An 18177-nucleotide genomic window follows, 5' to 3' on the forward strand; every position below is an offset into this window, starting at 1 on the left:
CCGTCCTAACTGCCAGCGATCGTTGGCGCCAACTGCCCGAAGGAAATCGGCAGTCGCTCCGAGGGGTCCTCGAAGGTGACCTTTTCCCAGGCCGTCTGGTCCGCAGCCAGTTGGCGAATCAACTGATTGTTGAGGGCGTGTCCGGACTTGTGGCCCGTGAACGCACCGATCAGGCTGTGGCCCAGCAGGTACAGATCACCGACCACGTCGAGGATCTTGTGCTTGACCAGCTCGTTGTCATAGCGCAGACCGTTTTCGTTCAGGATCTTGTAGTCATCGAGCACTACTGCGTTGTCCAGGCTGCCACCCAGTGCCAGCTGATTGGCGCGCAGGGCCTCGATGTCGCGCATGAACCCGAAGGTCCGGGCACGCGAAACCTCCTTCACGAAGGAGGTGGACGAGAAGTCCAGCTCGGCGCGCTGGCTTCCGTCGGTAAACATCGGGTGTTCGAAGTCGATGCAGAAACCGACCTTGAACCCGTCATAGGGGTCGAAGCGCACCCATTTGTCGCCCTCGCGGACTTCCACGCTGCGCTTCACCCGGATGAATTCCTTGGGGGCGTCCTGTTCCTTCAGCCCGGCGGACTGCAACAGGAATACAAACGGCCCGGCACTGCCGTCCATGATCGGGACCTCGGCGGCACTGACATCCACGTGCAGGTTGTCGATGCCCAGCCCCGCGATCGCGGAGAGCAGGTGTTCCACTGTGGAGACGCGCACGTCTCCCTTGACCAGCGTTGTCGACAAGCGCGTGTCGCCCACGTTCTCCGCACGGGCCGGGATTTCCACGACGGGGTCCAGGTCGCTTCGATGGAAGACGATCCCGGTATTCACCGGCGCCGGTCGCAACGTCAGCACGACCTTTTCCCCGGTATGCAGACCCACGCCAGTGGCCCGAATGCTGTTTTTCAGCGTTCTTTGTCGAATCAACGCAGATAACCTCTTGTTTTTAAAGTGCATAGTGGAGCCCGGGCCCTCCCGGGCTCCTCATGCACACAACGATTACCGCATTATTGCAAGTTTCCGCTCTCCCTGCATGCGGCCCCTTGCTCAGTCGGCTTGTTTGCGCAGGAATGCCGGAATATCCAGCACATCAATGCCCTGCTGCTGGTTGTAGTCGACCGCAAGGTTGTCCCCGCCGCGGCGCTTGACCGTCGGCTGATCGAGGTCCACCTCGACATCGGAACCCACTGCGCGCTTCGGTTGGGCATCGACGACGCGCACCTGTGGGCGCTCCTGCTGGGACGACTGGGCGCCCAGACCGGTGGCCACCAGGGTCACGCGGAGCTCGTCGCTCATCTCGGGATCGATCACGGTACCGACCACCACGGTCGCATCCTCGGAGGCGAGGGCCTTCACCGCTTCACCGACCTCCTCGAACTCGCCGATACCGACATCCATGCCCCCGGTGACGTTCACCAGAATCCCGCGGGCACCGGAGATATCGACATCCTCGAGCAGCGGGCTGGCAATCGCGGCCTCGGCAGCCTGACGCGCACGATCCTCGCCGGTACCCGTGCCGGTACCCATCATCGCCATGCCCATCTCGCGCATCACGTTGCGCACGTCGGCAAAGTCGACGTTGATCAGGCCGGGACGGGTGATCAGCTCCGCGATCCCCTGCACCGCACCGAACAGCACGTCGTTGGCGGCCTTGAAGGCATCCAGCAGCGTGGTGTTCTTGCCCAGCACGGTCAGCAGCTTCTCGTTCGGGATGGTGATCAGCGAATCGACCTGCTCGGTCAGCGCCTTGATCCCGGACACGGCCACCTGCATGCGCTTCTTGCCCTCGAACGGGAACGGCTTGGTGACCACCGCGACCGTCAGGATGCCCATCTCCTTGGCGATCTGCGCAACGACCGGGGCCGCACCGGTGCCCGTACCGCCACCCATACCGGCGGTAATGAACACCATGTCCGCACCCTGGAGCAGGTCCTGGATGCGCTCGCGGTCTTCCAGGGCCGCCTCGCGCCCGACCGACGGATCGGCCCCGGCACCCAGGCCCTTGGTGATGTCGCCGCCCAGCTGCAACAGCGTCTTGGAGTCCAGGCTCTTCAGGGCCTGGGCATCGGTATTGGCGCAGATGAAGTCCACGCCGTCGAGTTGCGAGTGAACCATGTGCTGTACGGCATTGCCGCCACCACCCCCAACACCAACGACCTTGATCGTGGCGTTCTGGCTAAAGGTATCCATCAGTTCGAACGTCATGGCTGCGTCCTCTCGGTTCGTGTGTACATGTCAGTCGTTTGCCTATGGTCGGAGAGCGGTCCGACCCCCATAACCCCGGCGGTTCTGGTCATCAGAACTGGCCGGAAAACCAGCGCTTCATGCGCGCCCATACACCCTGGAACCCGCTGCTCACGGGCCGGGCCTCCTGTTCCGCACGCGACTCGCGGGCGTAGAGCAGCAGCCCCACCCCTGTCGCGTGGATCGGGTTCTTCACCACATCCAGGAGCCCGGTGACGCGTTGCGGCACCCCCAGGCGTACGGGCATGTGAAAGACCTCTTCGGCAAGGTCCACCACACCTTCCATTCGGGACGAGCCGCCGGTAAGCACCACCCCGGCGGCAATCATTTCCTCGGTACCGCTGCGGCGTAGTTCCGCCTGCACCAGCTGCAGCAGTTCCTCGTAGCGCGGCTCGACCACGGAGGCGAGCGTCTGGCGCGACAGCCGGCGCGCGGCGCGATCGCCGACACCCGGGACCTCGATGGTCTCGCCCGGGTCGGCCAGCGTGCGCAGCGCGCAGGCGTACTTGATCTTGAGTTCATCGGCGTACTGGGTCGGCGTGCGCAGGGCGACCGCGATGTCGTTGGTCACCTGATCCCCGGCAATCGGGATCACCGCGGTGTGCATGATCGCGCCGTGGGCGAACACCGCGATGTCGGTGGTCCCGCCGCCGATGTCCACCAGGCAGACGCCCAGGTCCTTCTCGTCCTCGCTGAGCACCGAATAGCTGGAGGCGAGCTGTTCGAGGATGATGTCGTCCACCCGCAGCCCGCAGCGCTCCACGCACTTGACGATGTTCTGCGCCGCGGACACCGCGCCGGTGACCAGGTGCACCTTGGCCTCCAGCCGCACCCCGGACATCCCGATCGGCTCGCGGATGCCCTCCTGCTCGTCGATGATGTATTCCTGCGGCAGCACGTGGAGGATGCGCTGGTCGGCCGGGATCGCGATCGCGCGGGCGGCATCGATCACCCGATCGACGTCGCCGGCGACCACCTCGCCGTCCTTGATCGCGACCACGCCGGTGGAGTTGTAGCTCTTGATGTGGGAACCGGCGATCCCGGTGTAGACCGAGTGGATCTCGCAGCCGGCCATCAGCTCGGCCTCCTCGACCGCGCGCTGGATCGACTGGACGGTGGACTCGATGTTGACGACCACACCCTTCTTCAGCCCGCGCGACGGCGAGGAGCCGATGCCGATGATCTCGATCTCGCCCTCGTCGGTCAGCTCGCCGACGATCGCCTCGATCTTCGAGGTGCCGACATCCAGGCCAACGATCAGTCCGGGTTCCGACTTCTTTGCCATCATCTTTCTGCGTCCTGTCGTTCGTGTCATCGGGCGTTGCCGCCGTTGTTGTCCGCTTCTTCGGCCCAGGCCACGGCCAGACCGTGCGGGTAACGCAGGTCCACTCGTGTAATCGGGGCGTCCTCACGCGCCCGCAGGGCCGGAGCCGCGCGTACCAACTGGCCCAGCCGGTTCAGATTCACGTCACGGCCCATCAGGACCTCGGCGCCATCGGCCAGGTGGATGGTCCAGTCATGCCGCTTGCCCTCGTGAACGCCCACCACCTCGAACCCGGCGTCGGCCAGGCGCGCGGAAACTTCCAGGTAGCGGTGCATCAGCACGACTTGGCGGCCGTCTTCCCCAGCGAGTGCCGGCAGGAAATCCCAAACGGCGAGATCCACCGGCCCGAACAGGCGCCCATGGCGGTCGACCAGGTGGTCGTCGCCCCACTGGGCCACCGGAACTGGCTCGGTCACATGAATCTCCAGGGTGTCCGGCCAGCGCCGACGCAGTTGCACCGCGTCCACCCAGGGCATCGCCTGCAGCTCCTCTCGCAGTACCTCAAGGTCCGTACCCACGAATCCGGGTGCGTGCGCCCGCGCCTGTTCGAGGATCGCGTCGGTGTCGGCATGACGCGGCTCGCCGGTGATCTGGATGGAGCCGATCGGCAGATGCTGATCCGGGTCGAAGTGCAGCCACAGGCTGAAGCCCAGCACCAGCGCACCCGCCAGCCCCATGCCGGCGAGCAGTCGCAGCCCCGGCCCCGCCATGGCCTGCAGGCGCGACGGGCCTTCCGGCCGCCGCGCGGGTCGCGTTGTGCGTCGGGCGCTCAACGCAGCCCCCCGCATTCAAAGCTGGAATCGAGAATGCGCAGACACAGCTCGTCGAAATCGATGCCCGCCTGCGCGGCCGCCTTCGGCACCAGCGAGTGATCGGTCATGCCGGGGATGGTGTTCACCTCGATCAGGAAGTTCTCGCCGTGTTCGTCCTGCAGGATGTCCACCCGGCCCCAGCCGCAGCCCTCGAGCGCAGCAAACGCGGCGATCGCCAGCGACTGCAGCTCCAGCTGGGCGCTGCGCGACAGGTCCGGGGGCGGGCACAGGTAGCCGGTATCGTCCGCCTCGTACTTCGCGTGGTAGTCGTAGAATCCGGTCGCCGCGCGGATCTCGATCACCGGCAGGGGCTCGTTACCGAGCACCGCAACCGTGTATTCGCGGCCAGTGATCCACTGCTCGGCGAACACCTGCCCCGGCTGCACGCGCGCCGCATCAAAGGCAGCCGGCAGGTCCTCGGCACGATCAACTCGGGTGATACCCAGGCTGGAACCACCGCGCGCGGGCTTGACGATGAGCGGCAGGCCGAGGGCGTCGGCCACCGCCTCCGGATCGAAACCCGGCGTCAACAGCCGATAGGGCGCACTCGGGAGGTTCGTCCCCGCCCACAGGCGCTTGCAGGCCAGCTTGTCCATGCCCAGCGCCGAGCCGAGGACCCCGGTCCCGGTATAGGGCATGCCGGCCATGTCAAGGCAGCCCTGCAGCGTCCCGTCCTCGCCGCACTCGCCATGCAGCGCGATAAACACCCGGTCGTAGCCCTCCAGCGCCAAGCAGCGCGCCGTCTCGCGGGTGAGATCAACGGCATGGGCATCGACGCCCTGGCGACGTAGCGCGGCCAGCACGGCATTGCCGCTCTTGAGCGAGATGTCCCGCTCGCCGGACCAGCCGCCCATCAGGACCGCCACGCGTCCATATTCTTCCGGTTTGCGCCTGCTCATTGCCTTCCCTCGATTGTCTCGTCCATGGGACCCGGTCGACCCAGCAGCCGCACTTCGGGCTCCAGGCGTACACCAAAGCGCCGCTCGACCTCGCTTTGCGCGTGCCGCAGCAGCCATTCGATGTCGGCGGCCTGCGCCGAGCCATCGTGGGTAATGAAGTTCGCGTGCTTGGAGGAGATCTCCGCGCCGCCGTGGCGCAGGCCCTTCAGTCCCGCCGCCTCGATCAGGCGCGCGGCGTGATCGCCGGGCGGGTTGCGGAACACCGATCCGCACGACGGCAGGCCCAGCGGCTGCTTCTGTGAGCGCTCGCGCAGTAGCTCCTTGATGCGCGCCGTGCCAGCGGCCGGATCGCCCGGCTCCAGCTGAAGCACACAGCCGATAAACCACTCGTCCGGGCCCTCGACGCTGCGATAGCCAATGCGGTACTCGTCCGGCTCGCGCTGGTGCTCCTGTCCGGTGGCATCCACGGTGGATACCAACTCGACCAGCGGCCAGATCTCGCCGCCCCAGGCCCCCGCGTTCATGCGCAGTGCCCCGCCCAGGGTGCCCGGGATGCCGGCCAGGAACTCACCGCCCACCAGGCCCTCGCGAGCACAGAACCGTGCGGCCTGGGCGCAGGCGAGTCCCGCACCCAGGCGCACGCGGTTGCCCTCCAGGCGCTCGCGCTCGTTGAGCACCCCGGACAGGTGGACCACCAGCCCTTCGATGCCGCCATCGCGGATCAGTACATTGCTGCCCAGCCCCAGGAAGGTCACCGGCATCGCGGCGGCATAACGGGCGTGATCCGCCAGCGCCGACACGAGATCGTCCCGGTCCACCGGCCGGAACAGCCAGTCGGCCGGACCGCCCACACGCCAGGAGGTCAGCCCTGCCAGCGGGGCATCGGGCCGTACCTCGCCCCGAGGGGCGTGGGAAAACGGGCCGTTCACCGGTTCCACCGCTCGCGCCGCCATCATGTCGCACTCCCGGGGCGTTTCTTCGCCCCCAGTTGTTCCGGCAACAGGCTGGCCAGCCGGCCGATATCGCCGGCCCCCTGGGTGATCACGACGTCGTTCGACTTCAGCATCCCCGACAGGACGTCGGCGACGTCGGCCGCATGCTCGACGAACACCGGCTCGACCTGCCCGCGCAGACGGATCGCGCGGGCAAGGCTGCGGCCATCGGCGCTGGGAATCGGCTCCTCGCCAGCGGGATACACCTCCAGCAGGATCAGCACATCGGCCTCGGACAGGGCCTCGGCGAAATCCTCGAACAGGTCGCGGGTGCGGGTATAGCGGTGCGGCTGGAACACGGTGATACGCCGCCGGTCGGGCCAGGCGTCGCGCGCCGCGGCCTGGGTCGCCGCAATCTCGCGCGGGTGATGGCCGTAGTCGTCGACCAGGGTCAGCGGGCCCTGCGCGGTCTCGAACTCCTGCACCTGGAAGCGCCGCCCGATCCCCTGGAAGCGCTCGAGCGCCGCCTGGATCGCCGCAGGGGCCACCTCCAGCTCGTGCGCGACGGCCGCCGCGGCCAGGGCGTTGAGCACGTTGTGCCGCCCGGGCAGGTTCAGGGTGACCGGGAACGCGGTCTGCCCCGGCAGCTTCAGGTCGAAGAACATGCGCACGCCTTCCTGGCGCACGTTCAGGGCGCGCACATCGGCTTCCGCCTCGATGCCGTAGGTCAGACGCGGGCGCTCCAGTTCGGGATAGAGATCGCGCACCTGCGGGTCGTCCGCGCACAGCACGGCGATGCCATAGAACGGCAGGTGGTGCAGGAACTCCAGGAAGGTCGCCCGCAGGTTGCCGAAGTCGTTGCCGTAGGTCCCGAGGTGGTCGGCATCGATGTTGGTCACGATGCTGATCATCGGCTGCAGATGCAGGAACGAGGCGTCGCTCTCGTCGGCCTCGGCCACCAGGTAGTCGCCCGCCCCCAGGTTCGAGTGACTGGCGGTGCTGTTCAGCCGACCGCCAATCACGAAGGTGGGATCCATGCCGGCCTCGGCGAGGACGCTTGCCACCAGGCTGGTCGTGGTGGTCTTGCCGTGGGTACCGGCCACTGCGATGCCGTAGCGAAAGCGCATCAGCTCCGCGAGCATTTCCGCGCGGCGCACGATCGGAATCCCACGGCTGCGGGCCGCCTGCACCTCGGGGTTGGAGGGATCGATCGCGCTGGACACCACCAGCACATCGGCCTCGGCAACGTTCTCTTCCGTATGAGCGGGTGCCACCGGGATCCCCATGCCGGTCAGTCGCGCGACCATCGCGGACTGGCCGAGATCCGATCCGGAGACCTCGTAGCCCAGCTGATGCAGGACCTCGGCGATCCCGCTCATGCCGGAACCACCGATCCCGACACAGTGAATACGGCGGATGCGGCGCATCGCGTGGCGTGGCAGGCGCGGGGCGTTCATGAGCTCTTCCTCCCGCGCCGGGCATTGGCCATCTCCAGGCAGGCCTCGGCCAGACGCTCGGCGGTGTCCGGGCAGGCCTGTTCGCGGGCCAGGCGCGCGCGCGCGCGCAGGGCCTCGCGCCCCAACGGACGCACGATCTTGGCGATCCGCTCGGGCGTCAGATCGGCATCCGCCAGGCACCAGGCCGCACCCGCCTCGACCAGGGCGCGGGCATTCGCGGTCTGGTGATCGTCGACCGCATGCGGATAGGGCACGAACAAGGTCGGGACCCCGGCCGCCGCAACCTCGGCCACGGTCAACGCACCAGCGCGGCAGATCACCAGATCCGCCCAGGCATAGGCCTCGGCCATGTCGTCGATGAACGGGGTTACCTCATATTCCAGTGCGGTCTCGGCATAGGCCGCGCGCGCCTCGTCCAGCGTGCGCTCCCCGGCCTGGTGGCGAATGATCAGCGGCTGCGCGTCGCGGGCCTGCTCGAGCCCCGCCGGCACGATGCGGTTCAGCGAGCGCGCCCCAAGGCTGCCACCCAGTATCAGCAGCCGCAGCGGGCCGGACCGCTCGTCGAAGCGCTGCTCCGGCTCCGGCAACGCGGCAATCTCCGCGCGCACCGGATTGCCCACTACGGTCACCGTATGGCGCTCCGGGAAGGCATGATCGAAGCCCGCATAGACCCGGTCCGCGATGCGCGCCAGCCAGCGGTTGGTCAGACCAGCCACCGCGTTCTGCTCATGGATCGCCAGCGGGCGGCCCAGCGCGGCGGCCATCAGGCCACCGGGACCGGCCGCGAAGCCACCAAAGCCGATCACCGCGGCCGGGCGCAACCGGGTAATCAGGGCCAACGCCGCCCACAGCGAGATCCCGAGGCGCCAGGGCGCCAGCAGCAGCCCCATCAGGCCCTTGCCGCGCACCCCACTGATCGGAAGGGTGTGCAGCTCGATTCCCGCCGCAGGCACCAGACGCGTCTCGATCCCGCGCGCGCTGCCCAGCCAGAGGACCTCGGCGCCACGGGCGCGCAGGGCCTCGGCGACGGCCAGTCCCGGAAATACGTGTCCGCCGGTACCGCCGGCCATAATCAGGATGCGCAGGGGATTGTTCATGCCCGCCCCCTCTTGCGCCGCGGCGAGGTCGACTGGCGCGGGGCCGGGATCTGCGCCTCGCGATAAACCCGCATCACCAGACCGATCGCCATCAGCGAGACGATCAGCGAACTGCCGCCGTAGCTGAGAAACGGCAGGGTCATACCCTTGGTCGGCAGCAGGCCCATGTTGACGGCGACGTTGAGAGCGCTTTGCAGCGCCAGCCAGATTGCGACGCCGAAGGCCAGGTGCGAACCGAATGCATGGCCCGCACGCTCCGCCCAGAGTCCAATCTTCACGCAGCGCCAGACCACGACTGCAAACAGCGCGATCAGGGCAATCACACCGACAAATCCGAACTCCTCGGCGAAGACCGCGAACAGGAAGTCGTTGTGGGCCTCCGGCAGGTAGAACAGCTTCTGCACGCTGTTCCCCAGACCGGCACCGAACCAGCCACCCGAGCCGATCGCGATCAGCGACTGTGTCAGCTGGAAGCCGGTCGCGAACGGGTCCTGCCAGGGGTCCAGGAACGCGGTCAGACGCGCGACCCGATAAGGGGCGGCCACCGCGACGAACGCCATCCCCACCGCGATGGTCGCGCCCAGCGCGACGAACTGCCACAACTTGGCGCCAGCCAGGAACAGCATGCCCATGCCGATCGCCAGCATGATGGCCGCGCCGCCAAAGTCCGGTTGCAGCAGCAGGAGCACCGTCCCGAACCCGAGTACGACCAGAGGACGTACAAAGCCCAGCAGGTGCAGCCGCAGAGTGGAGTAGTGGCGCACGATGTAGCCGGCCAGGTACATCACCACCAGCAGCTTCACCGGTTCGGCCACCTGGAGATTGAACATGCCGATCGGGATCCAGCGGGTGGCACCATTAACCGTCCGGCCCACGCCCGGCAGCAACACCGCTATCAGCAGCACCATCACCAGGATCAGTAACCACGGCCCGGCGCGCTCCCAGCGCTGCAGCGGGACCGTCCACATGAGCGTTGCCAGCGCCAACCCGATGGCAGCGAACAGAACCTGGCGCTGGAAGAAGTGCCAGGTATTGGCGAAGTAGCGCTCGCCGAGATCCATCGAGGCAGAAGCCACCATGATCAGGCCAAGCCCCAGCAGCAACGCGGACGCGGCCAGCAGCGGGAGATCCACGCTGTTGCGCAACCCGTCGAGCGAGTCGCGCGAAGGCAGGCCGAGGGGCAGCGATCCGGTACTCATGCCGCTCGCTCCCGCACGGCCCGCGCGAAATCGTCGCCGCGTGCCTGGTAGTTCTCGTACATGTCGAGGCTCGCGCAACCCGGCGAGAGCAGTACGGTGTCGCCGGGCTGCGCCCAGGCGGCCGCCTGCTCGACGGCGGCAGTCATGTCGTCCACCCGCTGAACCGGCACCACTGAGGCCAGCGCCCGGGCGATCAACGGGGCATCCTCGCCAAGCAGCACCACGCCCCGGACCTTGCCGGGTACGTAGTCAGCCAGCGGCGAAAAGTCCTGCCCCTTGCCCTGGCCGCCGGCGATCAGTACCAGCGGCCCCGGCGTGCCCCGCAGCGCGGCGAGGGTCGCGCCCACGTTGGTGCCCTTGGAATCGTTGATGTAGTCGACCTCGGCCACCCGCGCGATCCACTGCGAGCGGTGCGGCAGGCCCGCGAAATCGGCCAGCGCAGCCAGCGCCTCTGCGCGTTGCTGCGGCGACTCCAGCCACGGCCACGCCAGCGCCAGCGCGGCCAGGGCATTGGCCCAGTTGTGTTGCCCGCGCAAACGCAGGCGCGCGGTGGACAACAGGCGTTCCTCGCCACGCACCAGATCTGGTTCGGCCTCGCCCGTGGTCACGCCGAAGTCGGTCAAGGCCAGCGGGGCATCCAGCCCGAACGAGACCACGCGCAGGCCGGCCGGCAGCGGCAACTCGCGCAGCCAGGGGTCATCGCGGTTGAGCACGCCCCGAGCCGCGCGATCGAGGATGCGGGCCTTGGCCCCAATATAAGCGCCGAGGTCCGGATAGCGATCCATGTGATCGGGCGAGATATTCAGAATCGCGGCTCCGGCCGGCGCCAGGTGCTCGCTGCGTTCGAGCTGGAAGCTCGACAGTTCCAGGACATAGACCTCCACCGCCGGGTCCAGGAGATCCAACGCCGGGGTGCCGAAGTTACCGCCGATCGCTACGTTGCGGCCGGTGGCCCTCAGGATCTCACCTACCAGGGCGGTGACCGTGCTCTTGCCGTTGGAACCGGTGATCGCGATAACCGGAGCCCGTGCCACTTCTGCAAACAGGTCGATGTCACCGGTGATCACCGCACCCGCTGTGCGAGCCTGTTCGACGCCCGGGTGCTCTAGCGCAACACCCGGGGAGACGATCAGCCGCTCATAGCGAGAGGTCTCAAGCCCGTCCAGCGGTCCGGCCCAGGCCTCGGCCAGCCAAGTGGCGTCGACCCCGGCCGCCAGCGCCGGTGGATCGCGACGCGTGTCGGTGATCGCAAAGGCCTCACCACGCGCACGCAGGAATCGGGCGACGGACTGCCCCGTCGCTCCGGTTCCCACGATCAGGTTGTGCGGCTGTGGCTTCGACATGGCGTCAGCGGATCTTCAGGGTCGCGAGACCGATCAGGACGAACACAACGGTGAGGATCCAGAAGCGCACGATCACACGCGGTTCCGGCCAGCCCTTGAGTTCGAAATGGTGATGCAGCGGCGCCATACGGAAGATGCGCCGCCCGGTGAGCTTGAACGAGGCGACCTGCAACATTACCGACAGCGTCTCCAGCACGAAGATGCCGCCCATGATCAGGAGCACGATCTCCTGGCGGGTCAGGATCGCCATCATGCCTAGTGCCGCCCCCAGGGCCAGGGCTCCGACATCCCCCATGAAGACCTGGGCGGGATAGGCGTTGAACCACAGAAACCCGAGTCCGGCCCCGACCAGTGCAGCGGCAAAAATGCCCACCTCCCCCACGCCCGGGACCGCCGGGATCTGCAGGTACTCGGCAAACACCGCGTGCCCCGCCGCATAGGCAAACACTCCAAGGGCCCCGGCCACCAGTACGGCCGGCATGATCGCCAGGCCATCGAGACCGTCGGTCAAGTTGACGGCATTGGAAGATCCGACCACGACCAGCCAGACCAGCGGGATAAACAGCCAGCCGAGATGAAACTCGAACTCCTTGAAAAAGGGGAGATAGAAGCTCGTCTCCACCGGACTCTGGGCAGTGCCCATGATGACCCCGGCGGCCACCAGCGCGAACAGCGTCTGCCAGAGGATCTTGGCCCTGGCCGTCAGCCCCTTGCTGTTGCCGTAGCGCAGTTTCAGATAATCGTCCCAGCCCCCGACCGCACCAAAGGCCAGCGTGGTCAGCAGCACGATCCAGACAAAGCGGTTGGTCAGGTCGCTCCACAGCAGCGTGGCGACCGCCACCGCGACCAGGATCAGCGCCCCGCCCATGGTCGGCGTGCCGGCCTTGCTCAGGTGTGACTCTGGGCCATCGTCCCGGACCTGCTGGCCCACATTGCCGACTGTCAGCCGACGGATCATCGCCGGACCAATCAGCAATGCGATCGCCAGCGCGGTCACCACGCCCAGGATGGCGCGCAGGGTCAGGTACTGAAAGACCGTGAAGCCACTATGGAACTGCGTTAGATATTCAGTCAGAGCGAACAGCATTCGCAGCCCCCCGCGCCGACTGGGCCAGCTCCAGCCCTTCGATGATTCGTTCCATGTGCTGGCTGCGCGAACCCTTGATCAGAACCGTGGTCTCATCCTCCAGCAGTTCCTGCAGGCGCGCCCGCAAGGCGTCATGATCGTCAAACCACTCCCCCCCCTCGCCAAAGGCCTCGGCGCTGTCGCGCGCGGCCTCGCCCAGGGCCAGGCAGTAGTCCACCCCCATTGCGCAGGCCAGCGCCCCGGTTTCGCGGTGCAGCTCCGGGGTCTCGGCGCCCAGCTCGCCCATCGCACCCAGCACGAGGATGCGCCGACCGGGCATCGCGGCCAGGACCTCGAGCCCCGCTCGCAAGGAATCCGGATTGGCGTTGTAGGTGTCGTCCCAAAGCCGGGCGCCACTGACGTGCCAAAGCTCCTGCAGACGCCCCTGCACCGGTGTCCAGCGCGCCAGCCCGTTGGCGATCGCATCGATCGCCACACCGACCGCATTGGCCGCAGCGGCCGCTGCGACTGCATTGGCAGCGACATGGCGCCCCGGGCTGGCCAAACGCAGGTCTCGACCAGCGCCCAGAATGGTCAGCCGCAGGCAGTCGGGGGCCTGCCACATGCCTTCGATCTCGCCGCCCCCCTCCAGGGAAAACCGCTGGCAATGGTGGTGTTCATTGAGCGACAGCCAGTAGTCCGCGAATGGATCGTCCAGGTTGACCACCGCCGTGCCGCCCTGCGATGGCAGACCGGAATAGATCTCGGCCTTGGCGTGAGCCACGCCCTCGAGACTCCCAAACCCTTCCAGATGGGCACGTCCGGCGTTGGTGATCATCGCGACCATCGGTTCGGTCCAGCGCGCCATGCGGGCAATTTCGCCGGCATGGTTGGCGCCCATCTCGATCACCGCGTAATCGGTATCCTCGGGCATGGCCAGCAGGGTCAGGGGCACGCCGATCTCGTTGTTCAGGTTGCCCTGGGTGGCATGTACCGAACCCACGCCCTCGAGGATGCAGCGCAGCATTTCCTTGGTCGTGGTCTTGCCATTTGATCCGGTCAGCGCAATCACCCGCGCCCGGCTGCGACGGCGCCAATGTTGGGCAAGTCGCCCCAGCGCCTCGCCGGTATCCCCCACCACCACCTGCGGGTGCGGGACGTCCAGCATGCGCTCCACCAGCAAGGCCGCCGCCGGCAGATCGGCCGTGACATGCTCGTGGGCATCAAAACGCGGGCCACGCAGGGCCACGAACAGCCCCCCTTCGAGTGGTTGTCGGGTGTCGGTGAACACCCCCTCGAAGGTGCGTTCCTCACCTGCATTCTCCAGACGCCCGCGCACGGCGTCCGCCAGTTCCTGTCCGGTCATCCGGATCATTGGATCTCCCCCCCACTGTCTCCCGCATTCGCCCCGGCACTGAGCTGTCGGGCCAGGTCGCGATCACTAAACGGATAGAACCGAGTACCCACCTGCTGCGTGGTTTCGTGTCCCTTGCCCGCCAGCAGGATCACGTCACCCGCCCGCGCCTGGGCCACGGCCTCGCGCACTGCCGCCTCCCGGTCGCCCTGCTCGCGACAGGCCCCGGGCCGCTTACAGCCAGCCAGCACGGCGGCGCGGATCGCGGCCGGTTCTTCCGAGCGCGGGTTGTCGTCGGTCACGATCACCTGATCGGCACGAGCGCTAGCGGCCCGCCCCATGGCCGGGCGCTTGGTCACATCGCGATCCCCACCGCAGCCAAAGACGACCATCAGGCGTCCCGTGGTGTGGGGGCGCAGAGCATCCAGCGCCGCGGCCAGGGCCTGCTCGGTGTGGGCATAGTCCACCACCAGCAACGCGCCGCCGGGCAGGTCAAAGCGTTCCATGCGCCCCGGCACCCCACGCAGGCGCGCGATGGCATCGATACCGGCCTGCCAGGAATATCCAAGCGCATGCAGGGCCGCGAGCGTCGCCAGCAGATTCCCCACCTGGAACAGCCCGAACAGCGCCGACGCGACCGGCCATGTCTCGCCTGCCGCCTCCAGCGTGAAACGAATGCCGTCGGCGCCGGCTTCGACATCCCGCGCGACCAGGTCGGCAGCCGAGCCCACAGCGCTGTAGCGCAATGTGCGCCGAGCCGTGGTTTCGCGGACCAGACGCTGCCCGAAGGTGTCGTCGGCATTGACCACGGCGGTTTCCAGGCCTGGCCACGCGAACAGCCGGGCCTTGGCATCGGCATATGCCTGCTGGCTACCGTGAAAGTCCAGATGATCGGAGCCGAGCCGCGTCAGTACGGCCACGCGGACCGGAAGCCCGGCCATACGCCCCTGCTCAAGGCCGTGCGACGAAGCCTCGAGGGCGAGCGCCCGACAGCCGCCAGCGGCCAGCTCGGCCAGGTGCCGGTGCAGATCGATCACGCCCGGGGTCGTGTGGCCACAGTCCTCGAGGGCACCAAACCGTCCCGTGCCGAGCGTCCCTACCACACCCGTGGGGACCCCCAGTTGCTCCAGGGCGCCCGCCACCAACTGACTGACCGACGTCTTGCCATCGGTACCCGTCACCGCGACGACGGGATACTCGTCCGGCCAGGCACCCCAAAGGGCATCGCAGATCGCCGGGAGCGAGGCACGCAGACCGGGGAGATGCAGCACCGGGATATCCAGGGCCGGGGCCGCCTCGGCCTCGTCCCACAGAACAGCCACCGCCCCCTGATCGGCCGCCGCCCGCGCATGGGCAAGGCCGTGTCCCTGGGTCCCGCGCAGGGCCACGAAGACTGCACCCGGGGCCGCCTGGCGGCTGTCCTGAACAAGATCGGTGACGCCCTGATCCGCGACCTCTCGCGGCAATGGCGGCGCAGTAGCGGGCCACAGGCTGCCCAGCGTGGCGACAGACTGGACGGGGCGCGCCGCCATCATGTCGAACCCTCGCGCTCGGCGGCGAACTGCATCGGGATCTCCGGCATCGCATCCGGGCGCACATTGAACATCCGCAGCGCCGAGCCGATCACGTTGCGGAATACCGGCGCGGCCACGGCACCACCGAAGTACGTCCCGGCGTTGGGTTCGTCGATGACCACGGCCATTACGAAACGCGGATCCGAGGCGGGTGCCAGGCCGACAAAGCTGGAGATGTAGCGGTCTTCGGTATAGCCCCCGGGGCCACTCTTGCGGCTGGTACCCGTCTTGCCCGCAATGCGGTACCCATCAATCGCGGCCTGGCGAGCGGTCCCTTCGGAGCCAATGGTGTGCTCCATCATGGCCAGTACACGCTGGGCGGTTTCCGGAGTCATGACACTGGCCGGCTCGCGCAGATCATCGGCGGTGTGGACCAGCCGCACCGGGATGCGCTGGCCCTCGTTGGCAAACGCGGTATAGGACGCGGCCATCTGCAGCGGTGTAATGGACAGTCCGTAGCCATACCCCATCGTGGCCTGCTCGACCTCGCGCCAGGTGGGAAAGTCGCGCAGCCGACCACTGACTTCGCCCGGGAAATGGGTGCCGGAAGACTGGCCGAATCCGGCCTGATGAAGGACCTGCCAGAAGCGATCGGGCGGCATGTCCAGCGCCAGCTTGGTCGCACCAACGTTGCTGGAGCGCGCGATCAGGGTGGTGAGGTCGATGACGCCGTAGTCACGGAAATCACGCACGGTCAAACGCCCGACACGCATGGTGCCCGGGCGAGTATCCAGGGTGACGTTGGGATCGATGATGCCCGCGTCCAGCGCAGCCGCAACGGTAAAGGGCTTGATTACGGACCCCGGCTCCAAGCTGTCCGTCAGTGCACGGTTGCGCGCAAGGTTCGAACGGATCGAGCCACGATTGTTCGGATTGAAGCTCGGCTGATTGACCATCGCCAGGACATCACCCGTGCGAGCATCCAGCAGCACCGCCGACCCACCCTGGGCATCGTGCTCGGCCACCGCGGCCTTCAGTTCGCGGTAGGCCAGATACTGCAGGCGCTGATCGATGGTCAAACGCAGCGTGCGGCCATCACGGGCGGGGCGGATGCTGGCCACATCACGGATGGTACGCCCGTGACGGTCACGCAGAACACGCTTGGCTCCCGGCGAACCCGACAGCCAGTCATTGAAGGCCAGCTCGATACCCTCCTGGCCACGATCGTCAATATCCGTGTAGCCGAGGATGTGCGAGGTCGTTTCGCCATGCGGGTAATAGCGCCGAAACTCGCGCGTCAGCCCCACCCCCTGCACACGCAGGGCCGTCACCTGTTCCGCCTGGGCCGGCAGCATATGGCGACGCAGGTACATGAACTCCCGGCCGGCGCGCGCCTCGATGCGCTCGCCCAGCCAGTCGGCATCGACCTGCAGCGCTTCGGCCAGTTCGGGCCAGCGGTCGCGCTGCTCCAGCAAATCCTTGGGGTTCGCCCAGGCGGTCTGCACCGGAGCCGAGATCGCCAACGGCTCGCCGTTGCGATCGGTCACCATGCCTCGGTTGGCCGACTCGGTCAGCGTGCGCACCTGCCGCTGCTCGCCCTGCTGGGTCAGAAAGTCACGGCTGAGCACCTGCAGATCGATCGCGCGCAGCACCAGGGCCACGAGCACCAGCGCGGACACGACCAGCAGCACCTTCAGGCGCCCATGGCTGACCTGGCGCTTCAGCGCTCCCATGTGCGCCCTCCGATCACCACGATGCGATCCGGCTCGGGCTTGATCATCCCCAGTTCTTCACGAGCCTGCTGCTCGATACGGCCCTGCGTCGCCCAGGTCGATTGCTCGATCTGCAATTGCGTCCATTCCAGATTCAGGGTGTCGCGCTCCGAAAGTTCCGACTGATGCGCGATAAACGCCTGGCGCGCCTCATGCTTGGCCGCGACTACTCCCACGGCGGAGGCGAAGACCCCGGTCGCCAGAATGATCAGGATGAAGCCGCGAAACACCATCAGGTGCGCTCCCCCACGCGCAGCACCGCCGAGCGCGCGCGCGGGTTGCGGCGCTGCTCTTCGGCATCGGCGCGCACGGGCTTTCCGATCTGGCGCCACGGGCGCTCGGGCGTTTCGGGCATCACCGGAAGCCCGCGCGGCAGGCGGGCTTCCGGGCGCGGGCCACGCAGCGCCTGCTTGACCATGCGGTCCTCGAGCGAATGAAAGCTGATCACCACCATCCGCGCGCCCGGGTGCAGGCCCGCCGGGATCGTCTCGAGCCACTGCTCCAACTGCTCGAGCTCCCGGTTCACATGGATCCGCAGGGCCTGAAAGGTGCGTGTAGCCGGATGCTTGCCCGGCTCGCGGCCAGGGACTGCTCGGCGAACGATCTCGGCCAGCTGCGCGGTCCGTGTAATCGGGGCCTCGGCGCGCGCGGCAACGATCGCACGGGCGATGCGGCGGGAATGGCGCTCCTCGCCGTAGTGATAAATCACGTCGGCGATCTCGTCCTGCTCCGCGCGGGCCAGCCAGTCCGCCGCGCTCTCGCCCTGCGTGGGGTCCATGCGCATGTCCAGCGGGCCGTCGTGCTGGAAGCTGAAACCACGCTCGGGAGTGTCCAGTTGAGGGGAAGAGACCCCCAGATCCAGGAACACGCCATCCGGGGTGCGCTCGGGGAAGCGTCGGCGCAGGGTATCGGCCATTGCCGAGAACGGCCCCGGCTCGAAGGAGAAGCGTGGATCGTCCGCAAACGAAGAGGCGGCCGCAGCCGCCTCGGGGTCCCGGTCCATCGCCAGCAGGTTTCCGCCGGCGCCGAGGCGATCGAGAATCGCACGGCTGTGCCCGCCGCGCCCGAAGGTCCCATCCACATAGAACCCGTCAGCGCGCACGGCCAGTCCCTCCAGCACCGCGTCGCGCAGCACCGGGATATGAGCGACGGTTTCCATCAT

16 protein-coding genes are annotated in these 18177 nt (G+C 67.5%); all 16 read right to left on the minus strand.

The window, feature by feature from the left end; all coding sequences use genetic code 11:
• Nucleotides 1-5: 5 nt before the first annotated feature.
• Nucleotides 6-929 (minus strand): UDP-3-O-acyl-N-acetylglucosamine deacetylase, encoded by a 924-nt coding sequence (gene lpxC, locus F623_RS0111345; protein WP_231367711.1) that lies wholly within the window; start codon nucleotides 927-929, stop codon nucleotides 6-8.
• 120 nt (nucleotides 930-1049) lie between these two features.
• Nucleotides 1050-2207, minus strand: coding sequence for a cell division protein FtsZ (gene ftsZ / locus F623_RS0111350; RefSeq protein WP_018862606.1), 1158 nt, complete (start codon nucleotides 2205-2207; stop codon nucleotides 1050-1052).
• Nucleotides 2208-2298: 91 nt separating this feature from the next.
• A complete protein-coding gene (gene ftsA / locus F623_RS0111355; RefSeq protein WP_012983558.1) occupies nucleotides 2299-3534 on the minus strand; it encodes a cell division protein FtsA in 1236 nt (411 codons plus the stop codon).
• Nucleotides 3535-3557: 23 nt separating this feature from the next.
• The gene (locus F623_RS0111360) at nucleotides 3558-4280 is read right to left on the minus strand and encodes a cell division protein FtsQ/DivIB (RefSeq protein ID WP_018868657.1); all 723 of its coding nucleotides are present in this window, start codon (nucleotides 4278-4280) and stop codon (nucleotides 3558-3560) included.
• Between the two features lie 59 nt (nucleotides 4281-4339).
• Complete coding sequence (locus tag F623_RS0111365; RefSeq protein WP_018868656.1) at nucleotides 4340-5281, minus strand: D-alanine--D-alanine ligase; 942 nt, start codon at nucleotides 5279-5281, stop codon at nucleotides 4340-4342.
• Entirely contained in the window at nucleotides 5278-6237 is a 960-nt protein-coding gene (murB, locus tag F623_RS0111370; RefSeq protein WP_018868655.1) for a UDP-N-acetylmuramate dehydrogenase, read from the minus strand. Before murB ends, F623_RS0111365 begins: the two co-directional genes overlap by 4 nt.
• On the minus strand, nucleotides 6234-7670 hold the full coding sequence (gene murC / locus F623_RS0111375) for a UDP-N-acetylmuramate--L-alanine ligase (RefSeq protein ID WP_018868654.1): 1437 nt from the start codon (nucleotides 7668-7670) through the stop codon (nucleotides 6234-6236). The genes murB and murC overlap by 4 nt, the downstream gene beginning before the upstream one ends.
• A complete protein-coding gene (gene murG / locus F623_RS0111380; RefSeq protein ID WP_018862601.1) occupies nucleotides 7667-8767 on the minus strand; it encodes an undecaprenyldiphospho-muramoylpentapeptide beta-N-acetylglucosaminyltransferase in 1101 nt (366 codons plus the stop codon). The genes murC and murG overlap by 4 nt, the downstream gene beginning before the upstream one ends.
• A complete protein-coding gene (gene ftsW, locus F623_RS0111385) occupies nucleotides 8764-9966 on the minus strand; it encodes a putative lipid II flippase FtsW (RefSeq protein ID WP_018862600.1) in 1203 nt (400 codons plus the stop codon). Before ftsW ends, murG begins: the two co-directional genes overlap by 4 nt.
• Nucleotides 9963-11309, minus strand: coding sequence for a UDP-N-acetylmuramoyl-L-alanine--D-glutamate ligase (gene murD, locus F623_RS0111390; protein WP_018868653.1), 1347 nt, complete (start codon nucleotides 11307-11309; stop codon nucleotides 9963-9965). The genes ftsW and murD overlap by 4 nt, the downstream gene beginning before the upstream one ends.
• A gap of 4 nt (nucleotides 11310-11313) precedes the next feature.
• On the minus strand, nucleotides 11314-12396 hold the full coding sequence (gene mraY / locus F623_RS0111395) for a phospho-N-acetylmuramoyl-pentapeptide-transferase (RefSeq protein ID WP_018862598.1): 1083 nt from the start codon (nucleotides 12394-12396) through the stop codon (nucleotides 11314-11316).
• Nucleotides 12377-13750, minus strand: coding sequence for a UDP-N-acetylmuramoyl-tripeptide--D-alanyl-D-alanine ligase (murF, locus tag F623_RS0111400; protein ID WP_018862597.1), 1374 nt, complete (start codon nucleotides 13748-13750; stop codon nucleotides 12377-12379). The genes mraY and murF overlap by 20 nt, the downstream gene beginning before the upstream one ends.
• Entirely contained in the window at nucleotides 13747-15264 is a 1518-nt protein-coding gene (locus tag F623_RS0111405; RefSeq protein ID WP_018862596.1) for a UDP-N-acetylmuramoyl-L-alanyl-D-glutamate--2,6-diaminopimelate ligase, read from the minus strand. Before F623_RS0111405 ends, murF begins: the two co-directional genes overlap by 4 nt.
• Nucleotides 15261-16976, minus strand: coding sequence for a penicillin-binding protein 2 (locus F623_RS0111410; protein ID WP_018868652.1), 1716 nt, complete (start codon nucleotides 16974-16976; stop codon nucleotides 15261-15263). The genes F623_RS0111405 and F623_RS0111410 overlap by 4 nt, the downstream gene beginning before the upstream one ends.
• The gene (gene ftsL, locus F623_RS0111415; RefSeq protein ID WP_018862594.1) at nucleotides 16964-17248 is read right to left on the minus strand and encodes a cell division protein FtsL; all 285 of its coding nucleotides are present in this window, start codon (nucleotides 17246-17248) and stop codon (nucleotides 16964-16966) included. Before ftsL ends, F623_RS0111410 begins: the two co-directional genes overlap by 13 nt.
• Nucleotides 17248-18174 carry a 16S rRNA (cytosine(1402)-N(4))-methyltransferase RsmH gene (gene rsmH, locus F623_RS0111420; protein WP_038040618.1) on the minus strand — a complete coding sequence of 309 codons (927 nt, stop codon included), beginning with the start codon at nucleotides 18172-18174 and terminating at the stop codon, nucleotides 17248-17250. Before rsmH ends, ftsL begins: the two co-directional genes overlap by 1 nt.
• Nucleotides 18175-18177: the final 3 nt, after the last annotated feature.

Origin of the sequence: Thioalkalivibrio sp. ALD1 (genome assembly GCF_000381245.1) — a bacterium.
In the GTDB taxonomy this organism is placed as follows: Bacteria; Pseudomonadota; Gammaproteobacteria; order Ectothiorhodospirales; family Ectothiorhodospiraceae; genus Thioalkalivibrio.